Source organism: Ruegeria sp. AI2, assembly GCF_056541275.1.
On sequence record NZ_JBQFYB010000001.1, the window covers coordinates 263,133 to 279,653 of the forward strand.

Annotated in this window: 19 protein-coding genes; 16 read left to right on the forward strand and 3 right to left on the reverse strand. The window is 57.9% G+C overall.

Annotation, left to right across the window (positions count from 1 at the left end; all coding sequences use genetic code 11):
* Nucleotides 1-114: 114 nt before the first annotated feature.
* The 12 genes from nuoH to ACR0LL_RS01355 are packed head-to-tail and all read left to right on the forward strand — an operon-like array spanning nt 115 to nt 11,820.
* Complete coding sequence (nuoH, locus tag ACR0LL_RS01300) at nt 115-1,152, forward strand: NADH-quinone oxidoreductase subunit NuoH (RefSeq protein WP_117868407.1); 1,038 nt, start codon at nt 115-117, stop codon at nt 1,150-1,152.
* A gap of 1 nt (nt 1,153) precedes the next feature.
* Nucleotides 1,154-1,648 (forward strand): NADH-quinone oxidoreductase subunit NuoI, encoded by a 495-nt coding sequence (gene nuoI / locus ACR0LL_RS01305; protein ID WP_267362826.1) that lies wholly within the window; start codon nt 1,154-1,156, stop codon nt 1,646-1,648.
* Nucleotides 1,645-2,055: a carboxymuconolactone decarboxylase family protein gene (locus ACR0LL_RS01310; RefSeq protein ID WP_152458579.1), complete on the forward strand. Its 411-nt coding sequence runs from the start codon at nt 1,645-1,647 to the stop codon at nt 2,053-2,055. The genes nuoI and ACR0LL_RS01310 overlap by 4 nt, the downstream gene beginning before the upstream one ends.
* Complete coding sequence (locus tag ACR0LL_RS01315; protein ID WP_480516396.1) at nt 2,052-2,654, forward strand: NADH-quinone oxidoreductase subunit J; 603 nt, start codon at nt 2,052-2,054, stop codon at nt 2,652-2,654. The genes ACR0LL_RS01310 and ACR0LL_RS01315 overlap by 4 nt, the downstream gene beginning before the upstream one ends.
* Before the next feature lie 8 nt (nt 2,655-2,662).
* Nucleotides 2,663-3,097, forward strand: coding sequence for a hypothetical protein (locus ACR0LL_RS01320; RefSeq protein WP_480583192.1), 435 nt, complete (start codon nt 2,663-2,665; stop codon nt 3,095-3,097).
* Complete coding sequence (gene nuoK, locus ACR0LL_RS01325) at nt 3,094-3,399, forward strand: NADH-quinone oxidoreductase subunit NuoK (RefSeq protein WP_005984024.1); 306 nt, start codon at nt 3,094-3,096, stop codon at nt 3,397-3,399. The genes ACR0LL_RS01320 and nuoK overlap by 4 nt, the downstream gene beginning before the upstream one ends.
* 6 nt (nt 3,400-3,405) lie before the next feature.
* Nucleotides 3,406-5,559, forward strand: a complete 2,154-nt coding sequence (nuoL, locus tag ACR0LL_RS01330; protein ID WP_480583194.1) for an NADH-quinone oxidoreductase subunit L — start codon at nt 3,406-3,408, stop codon at nt 5,557-5,559.
* Nucleotides 5,559-7,103: an NADH-quinone oxidoreductase subunit M gene (locus tag ACR0LL_RS01335; protein ID WP_480481778.1), complete on the forward strand. Its 1,545-nt coding sequence runs from the start codon at nt 5,559-5,561 to the stop codon at nt 7,101-7,103. Before nuoL ends, ACR0LL_RS01335 begins: the two co-directional genes overlap by 1 nt.
* 15 nt (nt 7,104-7,118) lie before the next feature.
* Nucleotides 7,119-8,561 carry an NADH-quinone oxidoreductase subunit NuoN gene (gene nuoN, locus ACR0LL_RS01340; RefSeq protein ID WP_480476104.1) on the forward strand — a complete coding sequence of 481 codons (1,443 nt, stop codon included), beginning with the start codon at nt 7,119-7,121 and terminating at the stop codon, nt 8,559-8,561.
* 54 nt (nt 8,562-8,615) lie between these two features.
* Complete coding sequence (locus ACR0LL_RS01345) at nt 8,616-9,365, forward strand: biotin--[acetyl-CoA-carboxylase] ligase (protein WP_480583196.1); 750 nt, start codon at nt 8,616-8,618, stop codon at nt 9,363-9,365.
* Nucleotides 9,366-9,376: 11 nt separating this feature from the next.
* Entirely contained in the window at nt 9,377-10,156 is a 780-nt protein-coding gene (locus ACR0LL_RS01350; protein ID WP_209504438.1) for a type III pantothenate kinase, read from the forward strand.
* The gene (locus ACR0LL_RS01355; protein ID WP_480583198.1) at nt 10,153-11,820 is read left to right on the forward strand and encodes a ribonuclease J; all 1,668 of its coding nucleotides are present in this window, start codon (nt 10,153-10,155) and stop codon (nt 11,818-11,820) included. Before ACR0LL_RS01350 ends, ACR0LL_RS01355 begins: the two co-directional genes overlap by 4 nt.
* Before the next feature lie 10 nt (nt 11,821-11,830).
* On the opposite strand, the gene ACR0LL_RS01360 is transcribed toward ACR0LL_RS01355, so the two are convergent.
* Complete coding sequence (locus ACR0LL_RS01360) at nt 11,831-12,532, reverse strand: NUDIX hydrolase (protein ID WP_480583201.1); 702 nt, start codon at nt 12,530-12,532, stop codon at nt 11,831-11,833.
* 25 nt (nt 12,533-12,557) lie between these two features.
* Nucleotides 12,558-12,956 (reverse strand): DUF983 domain-containing protein, encoded by a 399-nt coding sequence (locus tag ACR0LL_RS01365; protein ID WP_480583204.1) that lies wholly within the window; start codon nt 12,954-12,956, stop codon nt 12,558-12,560.
* Between the two features lie 218 nt (nt 12,957-13,174).
* Here ACR0LL_RS01365 and ACR0LL_RS01370 point away from each other — a divergent pair, with 218 nt between their 5' ends.
* From ACR0LL_RS01370 to ACR0LL_RS01385, 4 genes are read left to right on the forward strand one after another with little or no spacing between them, the layout of a single operon-like run.
* On the forward strand, nt 13,175-13,645 hold the full coding sequence (locus ACR0LL_RS01370; protein ID WP_480583206.1) for an EF-hand domain-containing protein: 471 nt from the start codon (nt 13,175-13,177) through the stop codon (nt 13,643-13,645).
* Between the two features lie 6 nt (nt 13,646-13,651).
* Nucleotides 13,652-14,269: an RNA polymerase sigma factor gene (locus tag ACR0LL_RS01375; protein ID WP_480583209.1), complete on the forward strand. Its 618-nt coding sequence runs from the start codon at nt 13,652-13,654 to the stop codon at nt 14,267-14,269.
* Nucleotides 14,259-14,612: a hypothetical protein gene (locus ACR0LL_RS01380; protein WP_267362789.1), complete on the forward strand. Its 354-nt coding sequence runs from the start codon at nt 14,259-14,261 to the stop codon at nt 14,610-14,612. The genes ACR0LL_RS01375 and ACR0LL_RS01380 overlap by 11 nt, the downstream gene beginning before the upstream one ends.
* The gene (locus tag ACR0LL_RS01385; protein WP_480583212.1) at nt 14,609-15,082 is read left to right on the forward strand and encodes a periplasmic heavy metal sensor; all 474 of its coding nucleotides are present in this window, start codon (nt 14,609-14,611) and stop codon (nt 15,080-15,082) included. Before ACR0LL_RS01380 ends, ACR0LL_RS01385 begins: the two co-directional genes overlap by 4 nt.
* A 5-nt stretch (nt 15,083-15,087) precedes the next feature.
* On the opposite strand, the gene ACR0LL_RS01390 is transcribed toward ACR0LL_RS01385, so the two are convergent.
* Complete coding sequence (locus ACR0LL_RS01390) at nt 15,088-16,488, reverse strand: diguanylate cyclase domain-containing protein (protein ID WP_480583214.1); 1,401 nt, start codon at nt 16,486-16,488, stop codon at nt 15,088-15,090.
* Nucleotides 16,489-16,521: the final 33 nt, after the last annotated feature.

Consider the following 16,521-nt stretch of genomic DNA (forward strand, 5'->3'; position numbering starts at 1 on the left):
GCGCAATGGCGGCAGATGCTGTTTACACCAACGCGCCGACCCAGCCGCAGTTTGCGCAGGCATCTGGCCTTTGCATAGCGCGCGAAAAACGGAATACCCACGGTGTGAGGACCAATGGCTGAATTCTTTAACACCCCCGGCGGAATAGCCATCATCATTCTGGCGCAAGTGCTTGCTGTTGTTGCCTTTGTGATGATCTCGCTGTTGTTCCTTGTTTATGGCGACCGCAAAATCTGGGCCGCTGTCCAGATGCGCCGCGGGCCCAACGTGGTCGGCGTCTACGGTCTGCTGCAATCGGTGGCGGATGCGTTGAAATACGTCGTCAAAGAGGTCGTTATCCCCGCAGGAGCCGACCGCACGGTTTTCATCCTCGCGCCGCTCACCTCTTTCGTGCTGGCGATGATCGCCTGGGCGGTGATCCCGTTCAACGATGGCTGGGTCCTGTCGGATATCAACGTCGCAATCCTCTATGTCTTCGCCGTATCCTCGCTTGAGGTTTATGGCGTGATCATGGGCGGTTGGGCGTCGAACTCAAAGTACCCGTTCCTCGGCTCGTTGCGCTCAGCCGCGCAGATGATTTCGTACGAGGTTTCCATCGGCCTGATCATCATCGGTGTGATCATCTCGACCGGGTCGATGAACTTTGGCGATATCGTGCGGGCGCAGGATGGGTCGTTCGGGTTCTTCAGCTGGTACTGGCTGCCGCACTTCCCGATGGTCTTTCTGTTCTTCATCTCGGCGCTGGCTGAGACAAACCGGCCACCGTTTGACTTGCCCGAAGCGGAATCGGAACTTGTGGCGGGTTATCAGGTCGAATACTCGGCCACGCCCTTCCTGCTGTTCATGGCGGGTGAATACATTGCAATTTTCCTGATGTGCGCGCTGACCTCGCTGCTGTTCTTCGGCGGCTGGCTGTCGCCGATCCCGGGCCTGCCCGATGGTGTTTTGTGGATGGTCGCCAAGATGGCGTTCTTCTTCTTCATCTTCGCGATGGTCAAGGCCATCACGCCCCGCTACCGCTATGACCAGCTGATGCGGCTGGGCTGGAAAGTGTTCCTGCCATTCTCGCTGGTCTGGGTGGTGTTCGTGGCCTTTGCGGCGAAATTCGACTGGTTCTGGGGCGCATTTGCCCGTTGGAGCGTAGGAGGCTGATATGGCAAACATCGATTACACCCGCGCTGCCAAATACTTCCTACTGCAGGATTTCTGGGTCGGAATGAAACTGGGTCTGAAGTATTTCTTCGCTCCCAAAGCCACCGTGAACTACCCGCACGAAAAGGGCCCTCTGTCCCCGCGTTTCCGCGGTGAACACGCACTTCGCCGCTATCCGAATGGCGAAGAGCGCTGCATCGCCTGTAAACTGTGCGAGGCGGTCTGCCCGGCGCAGGCCATCACCATCGACGCCGAACCGCGAGAAGACGGCAGCCGCCGCACCACGCGCTATGACATCGACATGACCAAGTGCATCTATTGCGGCTTCTGCCAAGAGGCATGCCCGGTTGATGCCATCGTCGAAGGCCCGAACTTTGAATTCGCCACGGAAACCCGGGAAGAGCTGTTCTACGACAAGGAAAAACTCCTGTCGAATGGCGAACGCTGGGAAGCCGAGATCGCGCGCAATCTGGAACTGGACGCACCGTACCGATGACTGATAGCCCGACAAATCCGTTCGAGCTGATGATGAAGCAGGCTCAGGACATGGCCAAGGCGATGAACCCGGCGATGGAAAGCTTCTCGCCCAAAGGGTTCGAGGCGCTGTGGCCAACCATGCCCAAAGAGGTCATGGAGATGATGTTCGGCAACACCGTCAACAAGGACGGGCTGGATGCCAAAACACGCCTGCTGCTGACGCTGGCCGGGCTGACCTGTCAGGGCGCTCAGGCGGATTCGGCCGTGCGCCAGACCGTACGTCATGCGCTGGAAGCGGGCGCAAAGAAACAAGAGATCGTGGAAACGATCGGTCAGATGTCGGTCTTTGCCGGCATCCCGGCCATGACCCGCGCGCTGGATCTGGCGCAAGAGGTCATGGGCGACAACGAGGATGAGGATCAATGACCGTCTTTGCCTTCTACCTGTTTGCCATCAGCGCCATCACCGGCGGGCTGTTTACGGTGATCAGCCGCCAACCGGTGCACTCGGTCCTGTGGCTGATCCTGGCGTTTCTGTCCTCGGCAGGGCTGTTCGTGCTGCTGGGGGCCGAGTTCGTGGCGATGCTGCTGGTCATCGTCTATGTCGGCGCGGTCGCGGTTCTGTTCCTCTTCGTGGTGATGATGCTGGACGTGGACTTTGCAGAGCTCAAGGCCGAAATGGCGCGCTATATGCCGCTGGCCCTGCTGATTGGTCTGATCATTCTGATGCAGTTTGTCATGGCCTTCGGGGCATGGGACAGCGCACAGGGTGCGGCGGCCAATCTGGCCCAGCCGGTCCCGACAGACCGCCACAACACCGAGGCGCTTGGCCTCATCCTTTACGATCAATATTTCCTTCTGTTCCAGCTGGCGGGCCTGATCCTGCTGGTGGCAATGATCGGAGCCATCGTTCTGACGCTGCGCCACCGCAAGGACATCAAGCGTCAGGACATCATCGGCCAGATGATGCGCGACCCGGCCAAGGCGATGGAGTTGAAGGACGTGAAACCGGGCCAGGGGTTGTGAAACGAGCGATGACCGCTGCAATGCTCATATGTTCGGTTACGACGTCTCACGCGGAGACGAGCCCAGTACCGCCGAAAGAGTGCACTGGGTATGACGGTACCTTTGAGTTCGATATTCCCGGCATTCATGACTGGTGGGTTGCAAGAGAGATTGGGTGTGAAAACCCCGGTTACTCTTGGACCGTTGTGTCATGCGCTACGGGTGAAACTCTCGATGTTGTTGTTGAAGGTTTTCGTGCAGATAGCCTGAAATTTGATCTGAGTTCAGAATTGAATGTGCTCAGAGAGCAGTACGCCAACCTCGATACTCCACCAATGCTGACCGAGGTTGTCTCCGACCTCACGGTGATCGGTGCTGATCCAATTGTACGCGATGAGCAACTCGATCCGGCGAAATTCTGCAAAACGGGAACTGTCTCAGATGAAGGCGAGGCGAAGCTATGATCGGACTTGAACACTATCTTACGGTCGCGGCGACGCTGTTCGTCATCGGCATCTTCGGTCTCTTCCTGAACCGCAAGAACGTCATCATCCTGCTGATGAGCATCGAACTGATGCTGCTGGCGGTGAATATCAACCTTGTGGCGTTTTCCAGCTTTCTCGGCGATTTGGTCGGGCAGGTGTTTACGCTGTTCGTTCTGACCGTTGCGGCGGCCGAGGCAGCAATCGGGCTGGCCATTCTAGTTTGTTTCTTCCGCAACCGCGGCACCATCGCGGTTGAAGACGTCAATATGATGAAGGGGTAAGAGAACATGGAAACCACCATCCTCTTTGCCCCGCTGGTGGGCGCGCTGCTCTGCGGGTTCGGCTGGAAGTTCATTGGCGAGAAAGCCGCCATGTGGACGGCCACGGGCCTGCTGTTTCTGGCTTGTCTGCTGTCCTGGATCGTGTTCTTCACCTTCGACGGCCACACGCAGCAGATCGAGATCATGCGCTGGATCGAAAGCGGTTCGCTTTCGACAAGCTGGGCCATCCGTCTGGACCGACTGACGGCAATCATGCTGATCGTGGTGACGACGGTCTCGGCGCTCGTGCACCTGTACAGCTTCGGCTACATGGATCACGATCCGCAATGGCGCGAAGGCGAAAGCTATAAACCGCGCTTCTTTGCCTATCTGTCCTTCTTCACCTTTGCCATGCTGATGCTGGTGACGGCGGATAATCTGGTGCAGATGTTCTTTGGCTGGGAGGGCGTCGGCGTCGCTTCATACCTGCTGATCGGGTTCTATTATCGCAAGCCTTCGGCCAACGCGGCGGCGATCAAGGCCTTTGTAGTCAACCGGGTCGGCGACTTTGGTTTTGCTCTGGGCATCTTCGCGCTGTTCTTCCTGACCGACAGTATCAACTTCTCGGATATCTTTGCCTCTGCCCCTGCCTTGGCCGAAGAAAAGCTGCATTTCCTGTGGGGGGAATGGACCGCGATCGAAGTGATCTGCGTGCTGCTGTTCATCGGGGCGATGGGTAAATCGGCGCAGTTGATCCTGCACACATGGTTGCCGGATGCGATGGAAGGCCCGACGCCTGTGTCAGCGCTGATCCACGCTGCGACCATGGTGACCGCAGGCGTCTTTTTGGTCTGCCGCATGTCCCCGCTGATGGAGTTCGCACCGGGCGCGACAGGGTTCATCACTGTTCTTGGGGCCTCGACTGCGTTCTTTGCGGCCACTGTTGGTCTGGTTCAGACCGATATCAAACGTGTCATCGCGTATTCGACCTGTTCCCAGTTGGGTTACATGTTTGTGGCGGCGGGCGTCGGCATGTATTCGGCAGCGATGTTCCACTTGTTCACGCATGCCTTCTTCAAGGCGCTGTTGTTCCTTGGGGCCGGTTCCGTGATCCACGCGATGCATCACGAACAGGAGATGACCGAATATGGCGGTCTGCGCAAAAAGATCCCCTATACCTTCTGGGCGATGATGATCGGTACCCTGGCGATTACCGGTGTTGGCATCCCGCTGACCACCTTTGGGTTTGCTGGTTTCCTGTCAAAGGACGCAATTATCGAAAGCGCCTATGCGGGCGGGTCAAGCTATGGCTTCTGGTTGCTGGTTGTCGCTGCGGCGTTCACCTCGTTCTACAGCTGGCGTCTGATCTTCCTGACCTTCTATGGAGAGCCGCGTGGGGACAAGCATACGCATGATCACGCACATGAAAGCCCGATGGTCATGCTGGTGCCGCTGGGAGTTTTGTCGCTGGGTGCGGTATTCGCGGGCATGATCTGGTACGGAAACTTCTTTGGCCATGCCGACAAGGTCGGCAAGTTCTACGGTATTCCGGTTGCAGAAGCTTCAGAGCATGCCGAGGCCGGTGATCACGCGGCGGCGGATGCGTCGCACGGCCAAGACAGCCATGCCGATGAAAGCCATGCGGCTGACAGCCATGCTGACGAGGCCGCGAATGGTGAGAATGCCGCAGTGGGCGGGGACCACCATTATATGTTTGCGGGTGAGCCGGGTGAAGGTGCGCTTTACATGGCGCCGGACAACCACATTCTGGACGATGCGCATGCGGCTCCGAAATGGGTCAAGGTTTCGCCATTTGTTGCGATGGTGCTTGGCTTTATCGTGGCCTATTGGTTCTACATCGTGAACACGTCGCTACCCGCACGTCTGGCCGCAAATCAGCGCCCGCTGTACCTGTTCCTGCTGAACAAATGGTATTTCGACGAAATCTACGACGCGATCTTTGTCAAACCCACTGTCGCCCTTGGCCGGTTCCTGTGGAAACGCGGTGACGGCAATACAATCGACGGCTTCCTGAATGGGGTTGCAATGGGCGTTGTTCCCTTCTTCACCCGCCTCGCAGGCAAGGCGCAGACCGGGTACATCTTTACTTACGCCTTCTGGATGGTTTTGGGCATTGCGGCCCTTGTCACCTGGATGTCGATCGGCGGAGGCGCACACTAATGGACAATATCCTATCTATTGTCACCTTTATCCCCGCCATCGCAGCAGGCATTCTGGCGCTGTTCCTGCACGGCAGCGACGTCGCAGCGCAGCGCAACGCCAAGTGGATTGCATTGCTGGCGACAACTGTGACGTTTCTGGTGTCAATTGGCATCTACACAGGCTTTGATCCTTCGAACACCGGCTTCCAGATGGTGGAAGAGGGTGAATGGCTGATGGGTCTGAAATACAAGATGGGTGTGGATGGCATCAGCGTTCTGTTTGTGTTGCTGACCACCTTCATCATGCCGCTGACCATTCTGGCCAGCTGGAATGTGACAGACCGCGTCAAGGAATACATGATTGCCTTTTTGCTGCTGGAAACGCTGATGCTGGGCGTGTTCATGGCGCTGGACCTGGTGCTGTTCTACCTGTTCTTCGAGGCGGGTCTGATCCCGATGTTCCTGATCATCGGGATCTGGGGCGGCAAGGACCGTATCTATGCCAGCTTCAAGTTCTTCCTTTACACCTTCCTCGGCTCGGTGCTGATGCTGGTAGCCATGGTTGCAATGTATGCTGACGCAGGCACTACGGATATCGAGGCGCTGATGGCCCATCAGTTCGCATCCGAGAGTTTCAGCGTGTTGGGCATCTATATCACCGGCGGTATGCAGACGCTGATGTTCCTGGCCTTCTTCGCATCTTTTGCGGTGAAAATGCCGATGTGGCCGGTGCATACATGGTTGCCTGATGCGCACGTTCAGGCGCCGACGGCGGGCTCGGTCGTGCTGGCGGCGATCCTGTTGAAGATGGGCGGCTACGGCTTCCTGCGGTTCAGCCTGCCGATGTTCCCGGTTGGCACGGCGGTGATGACTGATCTGGTGCTTTGGATGTCAGCCATAGCGGTTGTCTATACCTCGCTGGTGGCACTGGTGCAGGAAGACATGAAAAAGCTGATCGCGTATTCCTCGGTGGCGCATATGGGCTTTGTCACGATGGGCATATTTGCTGCGAACCAGCAAGGCATTGACGGCGCAATTTTCCAGATGCTGAGCCACGGGTTCATCTCTGCCGCGCTCTTCCTCTGTGTCGGCGTGATCTATGACCGGATGCACACCCGCGATATCGAGGCTTATGGCGGTCTGGTCATCCGGATGCCCGCCTATGCGCTGGTCTTCATGCTGTTCACCATGGCCAATGTCGGCCTGCCGGGCACCAGCGGGTTTATTGGTGAGTTCCTGACACTCATGGGTACATTCCAGGTTAACACCTGGGTGACCGCCGTTGCGGCGACAGGTGTGATCTTTTCGGCAGCCTACGCGTTGTGGCTCTACCGCCGCGTTGTCTTTGGGGACCTGATCAAGGAAAGCCTGAAGGCGATGACCGACATGAGCTCTCGCGAGCGGCTGATTTTTGCCCCGCTGATCGTGATGACGATCCTGTTGGGGGTCTACCCGTCGCTGGTGACCGATGTGATCGGGCAATCGACGACGGCACTCATTTCGAACTATGACACGGCTCTGGCCGCGGCTGAGGCTGCGACCCAGACTGCCGCTTCGCATTAAGGGAGCTTTGGAGACATGATCCAGGCTGATCTGACAATTATCCTGCCGGAAATCGTTCTGGCGATCTATGCGATGGTGGCTCTGTTGGGGGCAGTCTACACGTCGAAAGACGGGCTGGCTTCGGTTCTAGTCTGGACCACGGCGGGCCTGATGGCGGTCCTGGCGATCTGGATCGCTACCCAGGGCAGTGGCACCAACGTGGCGTTCAACGGCATGTTCGTAGATGACGGGTTCGCGCGTTTTGCCAAAGTTGCCATCCTTTTGTCGGCAGGTGCCGTTCTGGTGATGAGCCAGGAATACATGGCACGCCGGGGTCTGCTGCGCTTTGAATATCCGCTGCTGGTGGCGCTTGCTGCCGTTGGTATGATGATGATGGTCAGCGCGGGCGATCTGATGTCTCTTTACATGGGGCTCGAGCTGCAATCCCTTGCGCTGTATGTTGTTGCCGCGCTGCGTCGTGACAGTGCGAAATCAACCGAAGCAGGGCTGAAATACTTTGTTCTGGGCGCTCTCAGTTCAGGTCTGCTGCTGTATGGTGCGTCGCTGGTCTATGGGTTCACCGGCACGACACTGTTCTCGGGCATTATTCAGACGGTCCATCATGGGGACGTCTCGGTTGGTCTGTTGTTTGGCCTGATCTTCCTGATCTCGGGTCTGGCATTCAAGGTGTCGGCGGTTCCGTTCCATATGTGGACACCAGATGTTTATGAAGGGTCGCCGACGCCAATTACGGCCTTCTTTGCCACCGCGCCGAAAGTCGCGGCAATGGCCTTGTTTGCACGTCTTCTGCATGACGCCTTCGGAGGCGTGGTCAAAGACTGGCAGCAAGTGATTGTTTTGCTGTCGGTGCTGTCGATGCTGCTGGGGGCGGTTGCCGCAATTGGTCAGCGCGACATCAAGCGACTGATGGCGTTCTCGTCGATTGCCCATATGGGCTATGCGCTGATCGGTCTGGCGGCTGGTACCGAGTTGGGTATTCAGGCGATGCTGATGTATCTGGCGATTTACGTGACCATGAACATTGGCACGTTTGCGTTTATCCTGATGATGGAACGCGACGGCAAACCCGTGACTGACATTGATGCGCTGCGCCAGTATTCCAAACGTGATCCGGGCAAGGCCCTTGCTGTTCTGATCCTGATGTTCTCGCTTGCCGGTGTCCCACCGATGCTGGGTTTCTTTGCGAAGTTTGGTGTTTGGCGGGCTGGTGTAAGTGCCGATTTGACAGGCCTTGTTGTGGTCTCAGCCATCGCATCGGTAATTGGCGCCTTCTATTACCTGCGGATCGTGTTCTACATGTATTTCGGGGCCGAGAACGAGGACCCGATCGAAACGCGGTCGACACCCGTTCTATGGGTCGCCCTGATGGGATCCGCGGCGCTGATGCTGATCGGGGTCTTCTATCAGTTCGGGATTGAGGGCGCGGCAGCGGCCGCGGCGGCGACTCTTGTCAACTGAACGTTTTGCACAATCTGAGAGAGGGGCTCGGTCGCGTGACCGGGCCTTTTTGATATGACCAAGTGGCCAAAAGGCTATGGCCTGCACGAGGTGCAGGAAGTCGATAGCACACTCAACGAAGCGGCGCGGATTGCCCCCAATGCCCGTGGTCCTGTCTGGATCATGGCGCATCATCAGACGGCTGCGCGTGGGCGACGCGGACGGTCATGGGGCAACCCCATGGGCAACCTTGCCGCGACACTTTTGATGCGCCCCGAAGGTGCACCAGAACAGGCGGCACTGCGCAGTTTTGTTGCGGCACTGGCTCTGTTTGACGCTTGCGTCTCTGTGACAGGGCGTGCCGCGGGGTTGTCGTTGAAATGGCCCAATGACGTACTGCTGAACGGTGGTAAGCTTGCTGGTATTTTGCTGGAAAGCGCCGGTCAGGGGCGCGGTGTAGCGCATCTGTCGATCGGTATTGGCGTGAATTTGGCCAACGCCCCAGACGCCGACGCGGTAGAACCGGGCGCGATCCGTCCCGTTTCGCTGTTGTCGGAAACCGGTGCAAACGTCACGCCCGAGGATTTTCTGACCGAGCTTGCCTCGGCCTATGCCAAATATGAAACTCAGTTTGTTACCTACGGGTTCGAACCCATTCGCACTGCGTGGCTGTCCCGTGCTGCCCGGCTGGGCGAGGTTATCACGGCCCGTACCGGCACGTCCGAGACGGTTGGGACCTTCGAAACGGTAGACGCAAGCGGTAACCTTGTCTTAAACACCGCCAAAGGCCGCGTAAGCATTCCTGCGGCGGATGTCTATTTCTGAAAGGGGCTCAAATGCTTCTGGCCATTGATTGCGGCAATACCAATACAGTCTTCTCAATCTGGGACGGTCAGGAATTTCTGTGCACCCTGCGTACCTCGACCCATCACGCACGCACGGCGGACGCCTATTTCACCTGGTATTCGACGCTGGTGAAACATTACGGGATCGAGGCGAATATCTCGGATGTCATCATTGCCTCGACTGTGCCGCGCGTCGTGTTCAACCTGCGCATCTTTGCTGATCGCTTTTTTGGGTGCAGGCCGCTGGTGGTGGGTAGGCCGGACTGCCTGTTGCCCGTGCCGCCGCGTGTGGATCAAGGAACTGTGCCGGGCCCGGATCGACTGGCCAACGCGGTTGGCGCATTTGACCGTCATGGCGGCAATGTCGTCGTGGTGGACTTTGGTACCGCAACAAATTTCGACGTTGTCGCCGCGGACGGTGCCTATGTAGGGGGCGTCATCGCTCCGGGTGTGAACCTCAGCCTTGAGGCTTTGCACCAGGGCGCAGCTGCACTGCCGCATATCGACATAACGCGACCCGAGAAGGTGATCGGTACAAATACGGTTGGTTGTATCCAGTCGGGCGTGTATTGGGGATACTCCGGCCTGATTGAGGGGCTGATCGCGCGGATCAAGGCCGAATATGGAATGCCGATGAAAGTCGTGGGAACCGGAGGGTTGGCCCCCTTGTTCGATCAGGCCGACGTGGGGTTCGACGTAATCGAAGATGATTTGACGATGCACGGCTTGACCGTGATTCATCGCTACAACAAGGAAAATGGCTCGATATGAGCAGTGAAAGATTGATCTACCTGCCGCTGGGTGGCGCGGGCGAAATTGGCATGAATGCCTACGTGTACGGATATGGTCAGCCCGGGCAGGAACGCCTGATCCTGGTGGATCTGGGCGTCACCTTTCCCGATATGGACACAACACCGGGTGTCGACCTGATCTATGCGGATATTTCCTGGTTGAAAGAACGGGCCGACCGGCTGGATGGCGTTTTCATCACCCATGCGCATGAAGACCATGTCGGCGCCGTGGCTCATTGCTATGAGGCACTGGGAGCTCCGATCTATGCCCGGGCTTTCACGGCCAATATCGCGCGTCGCAAGATGGAAGAATATGCGCACCCGACCGATGCGGTGACAACCGTGTCCGCTTGGCCTGAAACGGTCTCAGTCGGACCGTTTGCCGTCGGTTTCCTTCCGGTTTCACACTCGATCCCGGAAAGTGCTGCGTTGGTCATCGACACGCCCGCAGGGCGCGTGGTGCACTCGGGTGATTTCAAGCTGGATGCAAACCCGGTCGTGGGCGAACCCTTCGATCCCGACCTGTGGGCCGAGATTGCCAAGCCGGGTGTCAAGGCGTTGGTTTGCGACAGCACGAATGTTTTCTCGGCGCATCCGGGCCGTTCGGAATCCGAGGTCGGGCCAGAGATTACAAAGCTAGTCGAAAACGCCGAGGGTATGGTTGTGGCTACCACCTTCGCGTCGAACGTGGCACGGGTTAAAACATTGGCCGAGGCGGGCGCACGCGCGGGGCGTTCAGTTGTGTTGCTGGGGCGCGCAATGCGGCGGATGATCGAGGCCGCGACCGAAACCGGTATCCTGTCGGACTTCCCCAAGGTGATCAGCGCGGAAGAGGCGCTGGACCTGCCGCGCCAAAACCTGATGCTGATCGTGACCGGCAGCCAGGGCGAACGCCGTGCGGCAAGCGCGCAACTGGCCCGCGGCAAGTACCGTGGTCTGGAACTGTCCGAAGGCGACCTTTTCCTGTTTTCGTCGAAAACCATTCCCGGAAATGAACGTGGTGTGATTTTCGTCATGAACCAGCTCAGTGAAAAGGGCGTGGATGTGGTGGATGACAGCTCGGGCCTCTATCACGTCTCTGGCCATGCGAACCGGCCCGATCTTGAGAAGGTGCACGCGCTGATCGATCCGCAAGTTGTGATCCCAATGCATGGAGAGCACCGTCACCTGCGCGAGCATGTCAAACTGGCTGAGCAGGGTGGCAGAACGGGCGTGCTGGCCGTGAACGGCACCATGCTGGATCTCAGCGGCAATGCACCCGTGGTGGTCGACTATGTCGAAACCGGGCGTACCTATCTGGACGGTACGGTGAAAATCGGTGCGATGGACGGTGTGGTACGTGACCGTATTCGCATGGCGCTGAACGGCCACGTAACTGTGACAGTCGTTCTGGACGAAGAAGACGAGCCGCTGGGCGAACCGTGGTGCGATACGATGGGTCTGCCCGAGGTTGGAACGTCCCGGGCCGGATTGGTCGAGGTGTTGGAAGAAGACCTGAACCAGTTCCTGATGCGGGCGGCAGCCAAGACCCTACGGGATGACGACAAGCTGGAAGACGAAATGCGCCGGATTGTGCGTCAGACGGCAAAAGCGGAAATCGGCAAAAAACCCGAAGTGACGGTGGTTGTCAGCCGGATGCGGTGAAACTGATCGGTCAGTCGTGCTCGGGCATCGGATAGCCTCTGAGCCGCAGGAACAGATTGGCTTCTTCGTTGTTCTGATAGAACGGAACCGATACTGGCGGCTCGGGTGAGGTCACCCGGGCCGCGACCTCGGCCAGAACAACCTCGGTGATAAACGGCAAATCTAGGTCGCGCGCCCGATCCAGTTCCACCCATTGCAGATGCGACAGCTCGTCCGAGGCATGGCTGAAATCATCCAGATCGCCCTGCAGCGCATCGGCATCGACCAGAAAAAACCGCGCATCGAACCGGCGGGGGCGGCCGGGCGGTGTGACTGCGCGAAAAACAAATTGTAGCGCAGCTGCCGACGGCACATAACCCATGGCGGAGAAGCTCTGCCAGTCGTCGGGAATGCTGCCCGGCCAGTGTCCTGTCTGGCCAAGGACAAGTCCTGTCTCTTCCCAAAGCTCGCGAATTGCTGCGGCGGCAAGGGCGTGTTGTTTTCCGGATTCCGCCTGTTCCGCCAACCGCTCAGAACACAGGTCAGGCAGTGAGGTCGCGAGCGGTACATCCGCATCCGCCGGATCGACCGCTCCACCGGGGAATACGAATTTGTTGGGCATGAACACGGCCTTGGACCCACGTTGACCCATCAGGATCGACGGATTGGTCCACCTGTTCCTCAGCACGATGACGGTTGCGGCGTCGCGGATGGCGGTTTTGTCGGTCATCATGCCTAAAACAATCCCTTCTTCCGGCTCATGAATCGTTGCCAAAACCGTGCATACGACGCGCCCACTGATAGGCGACCACAGCGCCTTTCAAACGGGGGAGCAAAAACAGCGACAGTGCAATGCAAGCAATGGAAAACCCGATGGCCATCACCCATGGGTCCGGGCGCCAGTTCACATACGAGACGTGCAGGGCCGGGGCCAACAAATGCCCGACCAGCAGGATCGTCAGATAGGCGGGCCCATCATCGGCGCGATGATGAAACAGTTCCTGTCCACAGTTCGAGCAGGTGTCATTCACTTTCAGGTAGCTGTGCAACAGCTTGCCTTCGCCGCAACTAGGGCACTTGCACCGAAACCCTTTGACCAAAGCGGGCCAGGTTTCACGCTCGCTCTCAGTTGTGGTGTCGATCGTCTGATCCGTCATAATATAACTCGCGCAGTAATCTTTGGCGGATAATGCGCCTGAACGGGTGGTTTTTAAAGGGGGGTGCGTCGCTTTGCAACGCACCTAAGGTGAACCACGTCGTGAAATACCGCACTGGTTAAAAAAAGTTGCTGGCACTGCGACGGAACTCCCTGTCTCGCGCGTTTGAATGGATATGAGCAGCGGCACTCAGGCCGCGTCAACAAGGGAAAACCGAAATGAAAAACGCAAAGTTCATCACGGCGATTGTCCTGTCGGGTGTTGCAATCACCGGCACGTCTGTTCTGGCGGCTGGCCCGGGTGGTCGTGAGCCAGTGTCCTTTCAGGAATTGGATGCCAATGGCGACGGTCAAGTGACACAGCAGGAAATGGAAGCACATCGCACCGAGCGTTTCTCGGCCGCGGATACTGATGGGGACGGCCAGCTCAGCCTTGAGGAGATGCAGGCCACCGCTCAGAAAAAAGCAAACGACCGCGTCACCAAAATGTTCCAAAACAACGATGCGAACAAAGACGGGTTCCTAAGCCAGGACGAGTTGCCGAAACCGCGCCGGGGTGACAAGATGTTTGACCGGATGGATGCAGATAACAGTGGTGGAATATCGGAACAGGAATTTGCCGATGCCAAAGACCGGATGGGACGGCACCATAAGAAAAAGCACCACAAGTCGGGTGCAATCGACAACTGATGCAGGGTGGAGGACCTGACCTCCCACCTACACGATGTTCGCGGTGCGGGTTGCACCGCGAGCTCTCTCAGCGACGATGTGTTGCTGAGCCAATTTGCTGAGGGTGACGCACAGGCTGCGCGGGTCTTAACCGATCGCCTTGGGCCGCTTTGTTATTCCGTCGCGTTGCGTATGTTGGGCAATCGGGCCGAGGCAGAAGACGTAACGCAGGAGGCTATGATGCGGATGTGGCAGATGGCGCCGGAATGGGTGCCGGGTCAGGCCAAAGTGTCGACATGGCTGTATCGCGTGACGTTGAATCTGTGTGTGGACATTCGGCGCAGGAAGTCCCCCGGCAGGTTGTCGGATATTCCTGAGCCAGAAGATGGCAATGCCAGCGTAGCCGACCGACTGCAGGATGAGGCCCGCGTGGATGCGTTGCAGCTTGCCTTGTCTCAGCTGCCGGAAAGGCAGAGGCAGGCAGTGATTCTGCGCCACATCGAAGAGTTGCCCAACCCTGAAATTGCCGGGATCATGGGAATTTCAGTAGAAGCGGTCGAAAGCTTGACCGCGCGGGGCAAACGAAGCCTGACCGCGATACTGGCCGGGCGACGTGAAGAACTGGGGTATGACGATGACGGATGAAAACCTGGAACTGGATCATTTGTTTGCGCAGGCTCGGCAGAACCGACCGGCGCTGCCCGACGATCTGGCCGTGCGCATTCAGACAGATGCTGAAAAACTCCGCCTCAGTCGCCTAAGGCCTGAACCGCGTCCTCAATCTTCGATCTGGCATCGAATGATGGACAACGTAGGTGGCTGGCAGGGGTTGGGCGGCTTGATCGCCGCCAGTGCGGCGGGGCTCTGGATCGGCTTTTCCGCGCCGGGGTTCCTGCCTGATCCCGCCAATCTGCTGGCATCGCAGGAGACGGTCCTTTTTGTGGCGGACCTTGGATATGACACGAGTTTTCTGGAGAGCACTGAATGAATGCTGCCCCTAAACCGAAACGCCGGTGGATGACGGTTTTGCTGGTTTCGTCATTGGCACTGAACCTGTTGGTTGTCGGTGTTGCAGTTGGAACCGTGCTGCGCCTGAAGGATGGAGATCACACCGAGGCACCGCCGGGATTCGGTCCTGCGCTGTATCGCGCTTTGCCGAAAGATGACCGCGAAGCGATGCGAGGGGAACTGTCTGCGCTGCGCGAAAAAGACTTAAGGGGGCGCAGACAGGACTTTCAAGCCCTGAGCCTGGCACTGCGCAGGGTGCCCTTCGATCCGGTCGCCGTTGAAGTGTTGTTGCAGCAACAGTCGCAGGCGACGGCAGAACTGCAACTAGCATTGCAGACACAATGGCTGGCTCGCGTCACCGCCATGAGTGACGCAGAGCGGCAGTCTTATGCGGACAGGTTGCAAAAGATCGTCGAACGCGGGCCGCATGGGCACAAGAAAAAGGATTGACGGGTTCAGGCTGCGCTTTGCCTGATACTCACCTGATTGCGCCCTGCTTTCTTTGCCGCGTAAAGGGCTTTGTCGGCGGCTTTCAGGATATCTTCTACAGGAACGGGTGTGCGTTCTTTTCCCGGCTGACCCGATTGCGGCATCTCCAGCCCAATGCTGATCGTGACGTTAACCTGCAAACCTTGCTCCGATAGCCGGAACGGGGCGCGACAAATGCTGTCACAGATGGTTTCAGCCAGTTTTCTGGCTTGCTTTTGTGACACATCAGGCACCGCAAACATGAACTCTTCACCGCCGATACGGGCGACAAAACCTTTGGATCCAAGTGCGCTTTGCATGCGTTTTGCGGCCTGCGTCAGAACACTGTCACCGGCGCCATGGCCATGGCAGTCATTGATGGTCTTGAAGTGGTCCAGATCCGCCAGCATGACGGCAAAGCCACGTCCGGTACGGGCAGACTGGCGCGCGATCTGATCCAATGCCCGCATGGCGTAACGACGATTGTGCAGCCCGGTCAGCGGGTCAATCCAGGACTCGGCGATCCCTTTTCTCAGTGATACGCGCAAATGATCAAGCCGTGCCTTGCGCGCAATCTGATTGTTCAGCCGCAACAGAATCTCTTGCGCGCAGAACCCCCCCAGGCATACGGCGTCCGCTCCTCTGTCCAGCGCTTCCGAGGCCTGCACGGCGTCGTAGTCCTGCAGGACGCCAATCAGGACAGTGTTTCGGGTTACAGCGCGTGATCTGAGATCTGCAAGGATATTCAGCGCAGGTGGGTGCGAGCCCAATTCGACCACAATCGCGTCCGGTATCGGCCCGGACAAAACGCCTTGCAGGTTCGATTGAAGGTGCCAGGACAGATCGAAATGGTGGTGGCCTTGCAAGGCCTTGTACCAAAGGGCACCAGTTCGGACAGTATCGGTCAAGATATCAACCCGGGCCGCGTTCGGTGGGCTGATCATGACAGGGGCGGGTTCCCCAAATCCAATAGGTTGCGATCCGTTGCTGACCTGCAAATCTTGAGTAGCTGCGCGCGCGCGCAAAAGGCTGCGAATGCGTGCCAGTAGCAACGTATCTTTGAAAGGGTGCGTCAACACATCGTCCAGCCCGTCTTTCAGGGCACGCAGGCGCGCGTTTTTGTCATTCTGTGCTGCCAGTACGACAACGGGCACGTCATCAAGGCCTGATACTTCGGCGAGGGCTTTCTTGACATCTGCGGCTGTTCCATCGGGCAATGTTTGGGCCGTCAGAACAAGGTCTGGCTGCACGCGACGGGCAAGGGCTTGTAGCCCTTCAAGTTTTCCACCCTGCACCACGTGGTACCAGGCAGCAGTCAGTTGAACCTTCAGCATTATGCGGTTGGTTGATACCCCGTCGAGGACAAGGATGGTGCCTTGCACAGACATAGTCTTTCACCGTTGATTGCATGCGTGAACAAA

Excerpts from the sequence above, each read along its gene's own strand:
- ACR0LL_RS01310 (WP_152458579.1), top strand. The coding sequence starts at position 1,645 with ATGACTGATAGCCCGACAAATCCGTTCGAGCTGATGATGAAGCAGGCT.
- nuoK (WP_005984024.1), top strand. The coding sequence starts at position 3,094 with ATGATCGGACTTGAACACTATCTTACGGTCGCGGCGACGCTGTTCGTC.
- ACR0LL_RS01320 (WP_480583192.1), top strand. The coding sequence starts at position 2,663 with ATGACCGCTGCAATGCTCATATGTTCGGTTACGACGTCTCACGCGGAG.
- ACR0LL_RS01385 (WP_480583212.1), top strand. The coding sequence starts at position 14,609 with ATGAATGCTGCCCCTAAACCGAAACGCCGGTGGATGACGGTTTTGCTG.
- ACR0LL_RS01335 (WP_480481778.1), top strand. The coding sequence starts at position 5,559 with ATGGACAATATCCTATCTATTGTCACCTTTATCCCCGCCATCGCAGCA.
- ACR0LL_RS01350 (WP_209504438.1), top strand. The coding sequence starts at position 9,377 with ATGCTTCTGGCCATTGATTGCGGCAATACCAATACAGTCTTCTCAATC.
- nuoI (WP_267362826.1), top strand. The coding sequence starts at position 1,154 with ATGGCAAACATCGATTACACCCGCGCTGCCAAATACTTCCTACTGCAG.
- ACR0LL_RS01380 (WP_267362789.1), top strand. The coding sequence starts at position 14,259 with ATGACGGATGAAAACCTGGAACTGGATCATTTGTTTGCGCAGGCTCGG.
- ACR0LL_RS01315 (WP_480516396.1), top strand. The coding sequence starts at position 2,052 with ATGACCGTCTTTGCCTTCTACCTGTTTGCCATCAGCGCCATCACCGGC.
- ACR0LL_RS01390 (WP_480583214.1), bottom strand. The coding sequence starts at position 16,488 with ATGTCTGTGCAAGGCACCATCCTTGTCCTCGACGGGGTATCAACCAAC.
- ACR0LL_RS01370 (WP_480583206.1), top strand. The coding sequence starts at position 13,175 with ATGAAAAACGCAAAGTTCATCACGGCGATTGTCCTGTCGGGTGTTGCA.
- nuoH (WP_117868407.1), top strand. The coding sequence starts at position 115 with ATGGCTGAATTCTTTAACACCCCCGGCGGAATAGCCATCATCATTCTG.
- ACR0LL_RS01365 (WP_480583204.1), bottom strand. The coding sequence starts at position 12,956 with ATGACGGATCAGACGATCGACACCACAACTGAGAGCGAGCGTGAAACC.
- ACR0LL_RS01345 (WP_480583196.1), top strand. The coding sequence starts at position 8,616 with ATGACCAAGTGGCCAAAAGGCTATGGCCTGCACGAGGTGCAGGAAGTC.
- ACR0LL_RS01360 (WP_480583201.1), bottom strand. The coding sequence starts at position 12,532 with ATGATGACCGACAAAACCGCCATCCGCGACGCCGCAACCGTCATCGTG.
- nuoL (WP_480583194.1), top strand. The coding sequence starts at position 3,406 with ATGGAAACCACCATCCTCTTTGCCCCGCTGGTGGGCGCGCTGCTCTGC.
- nuoN (WP_480476104.1), top strand. The coding sequence starts at position 7,119 with ATGATCCAGGCTGATCTGACAATTATCCTGCCGGAAATCGTTCTGGCG.
- ACR0LL_RS01355 (WP_480583198.1), top strand. The coding sequence starts at position 10,153 with ATGAGCAGTGAAAGATTGATCTACCTGCCGCTGGGTGGCGCGGGCGAA.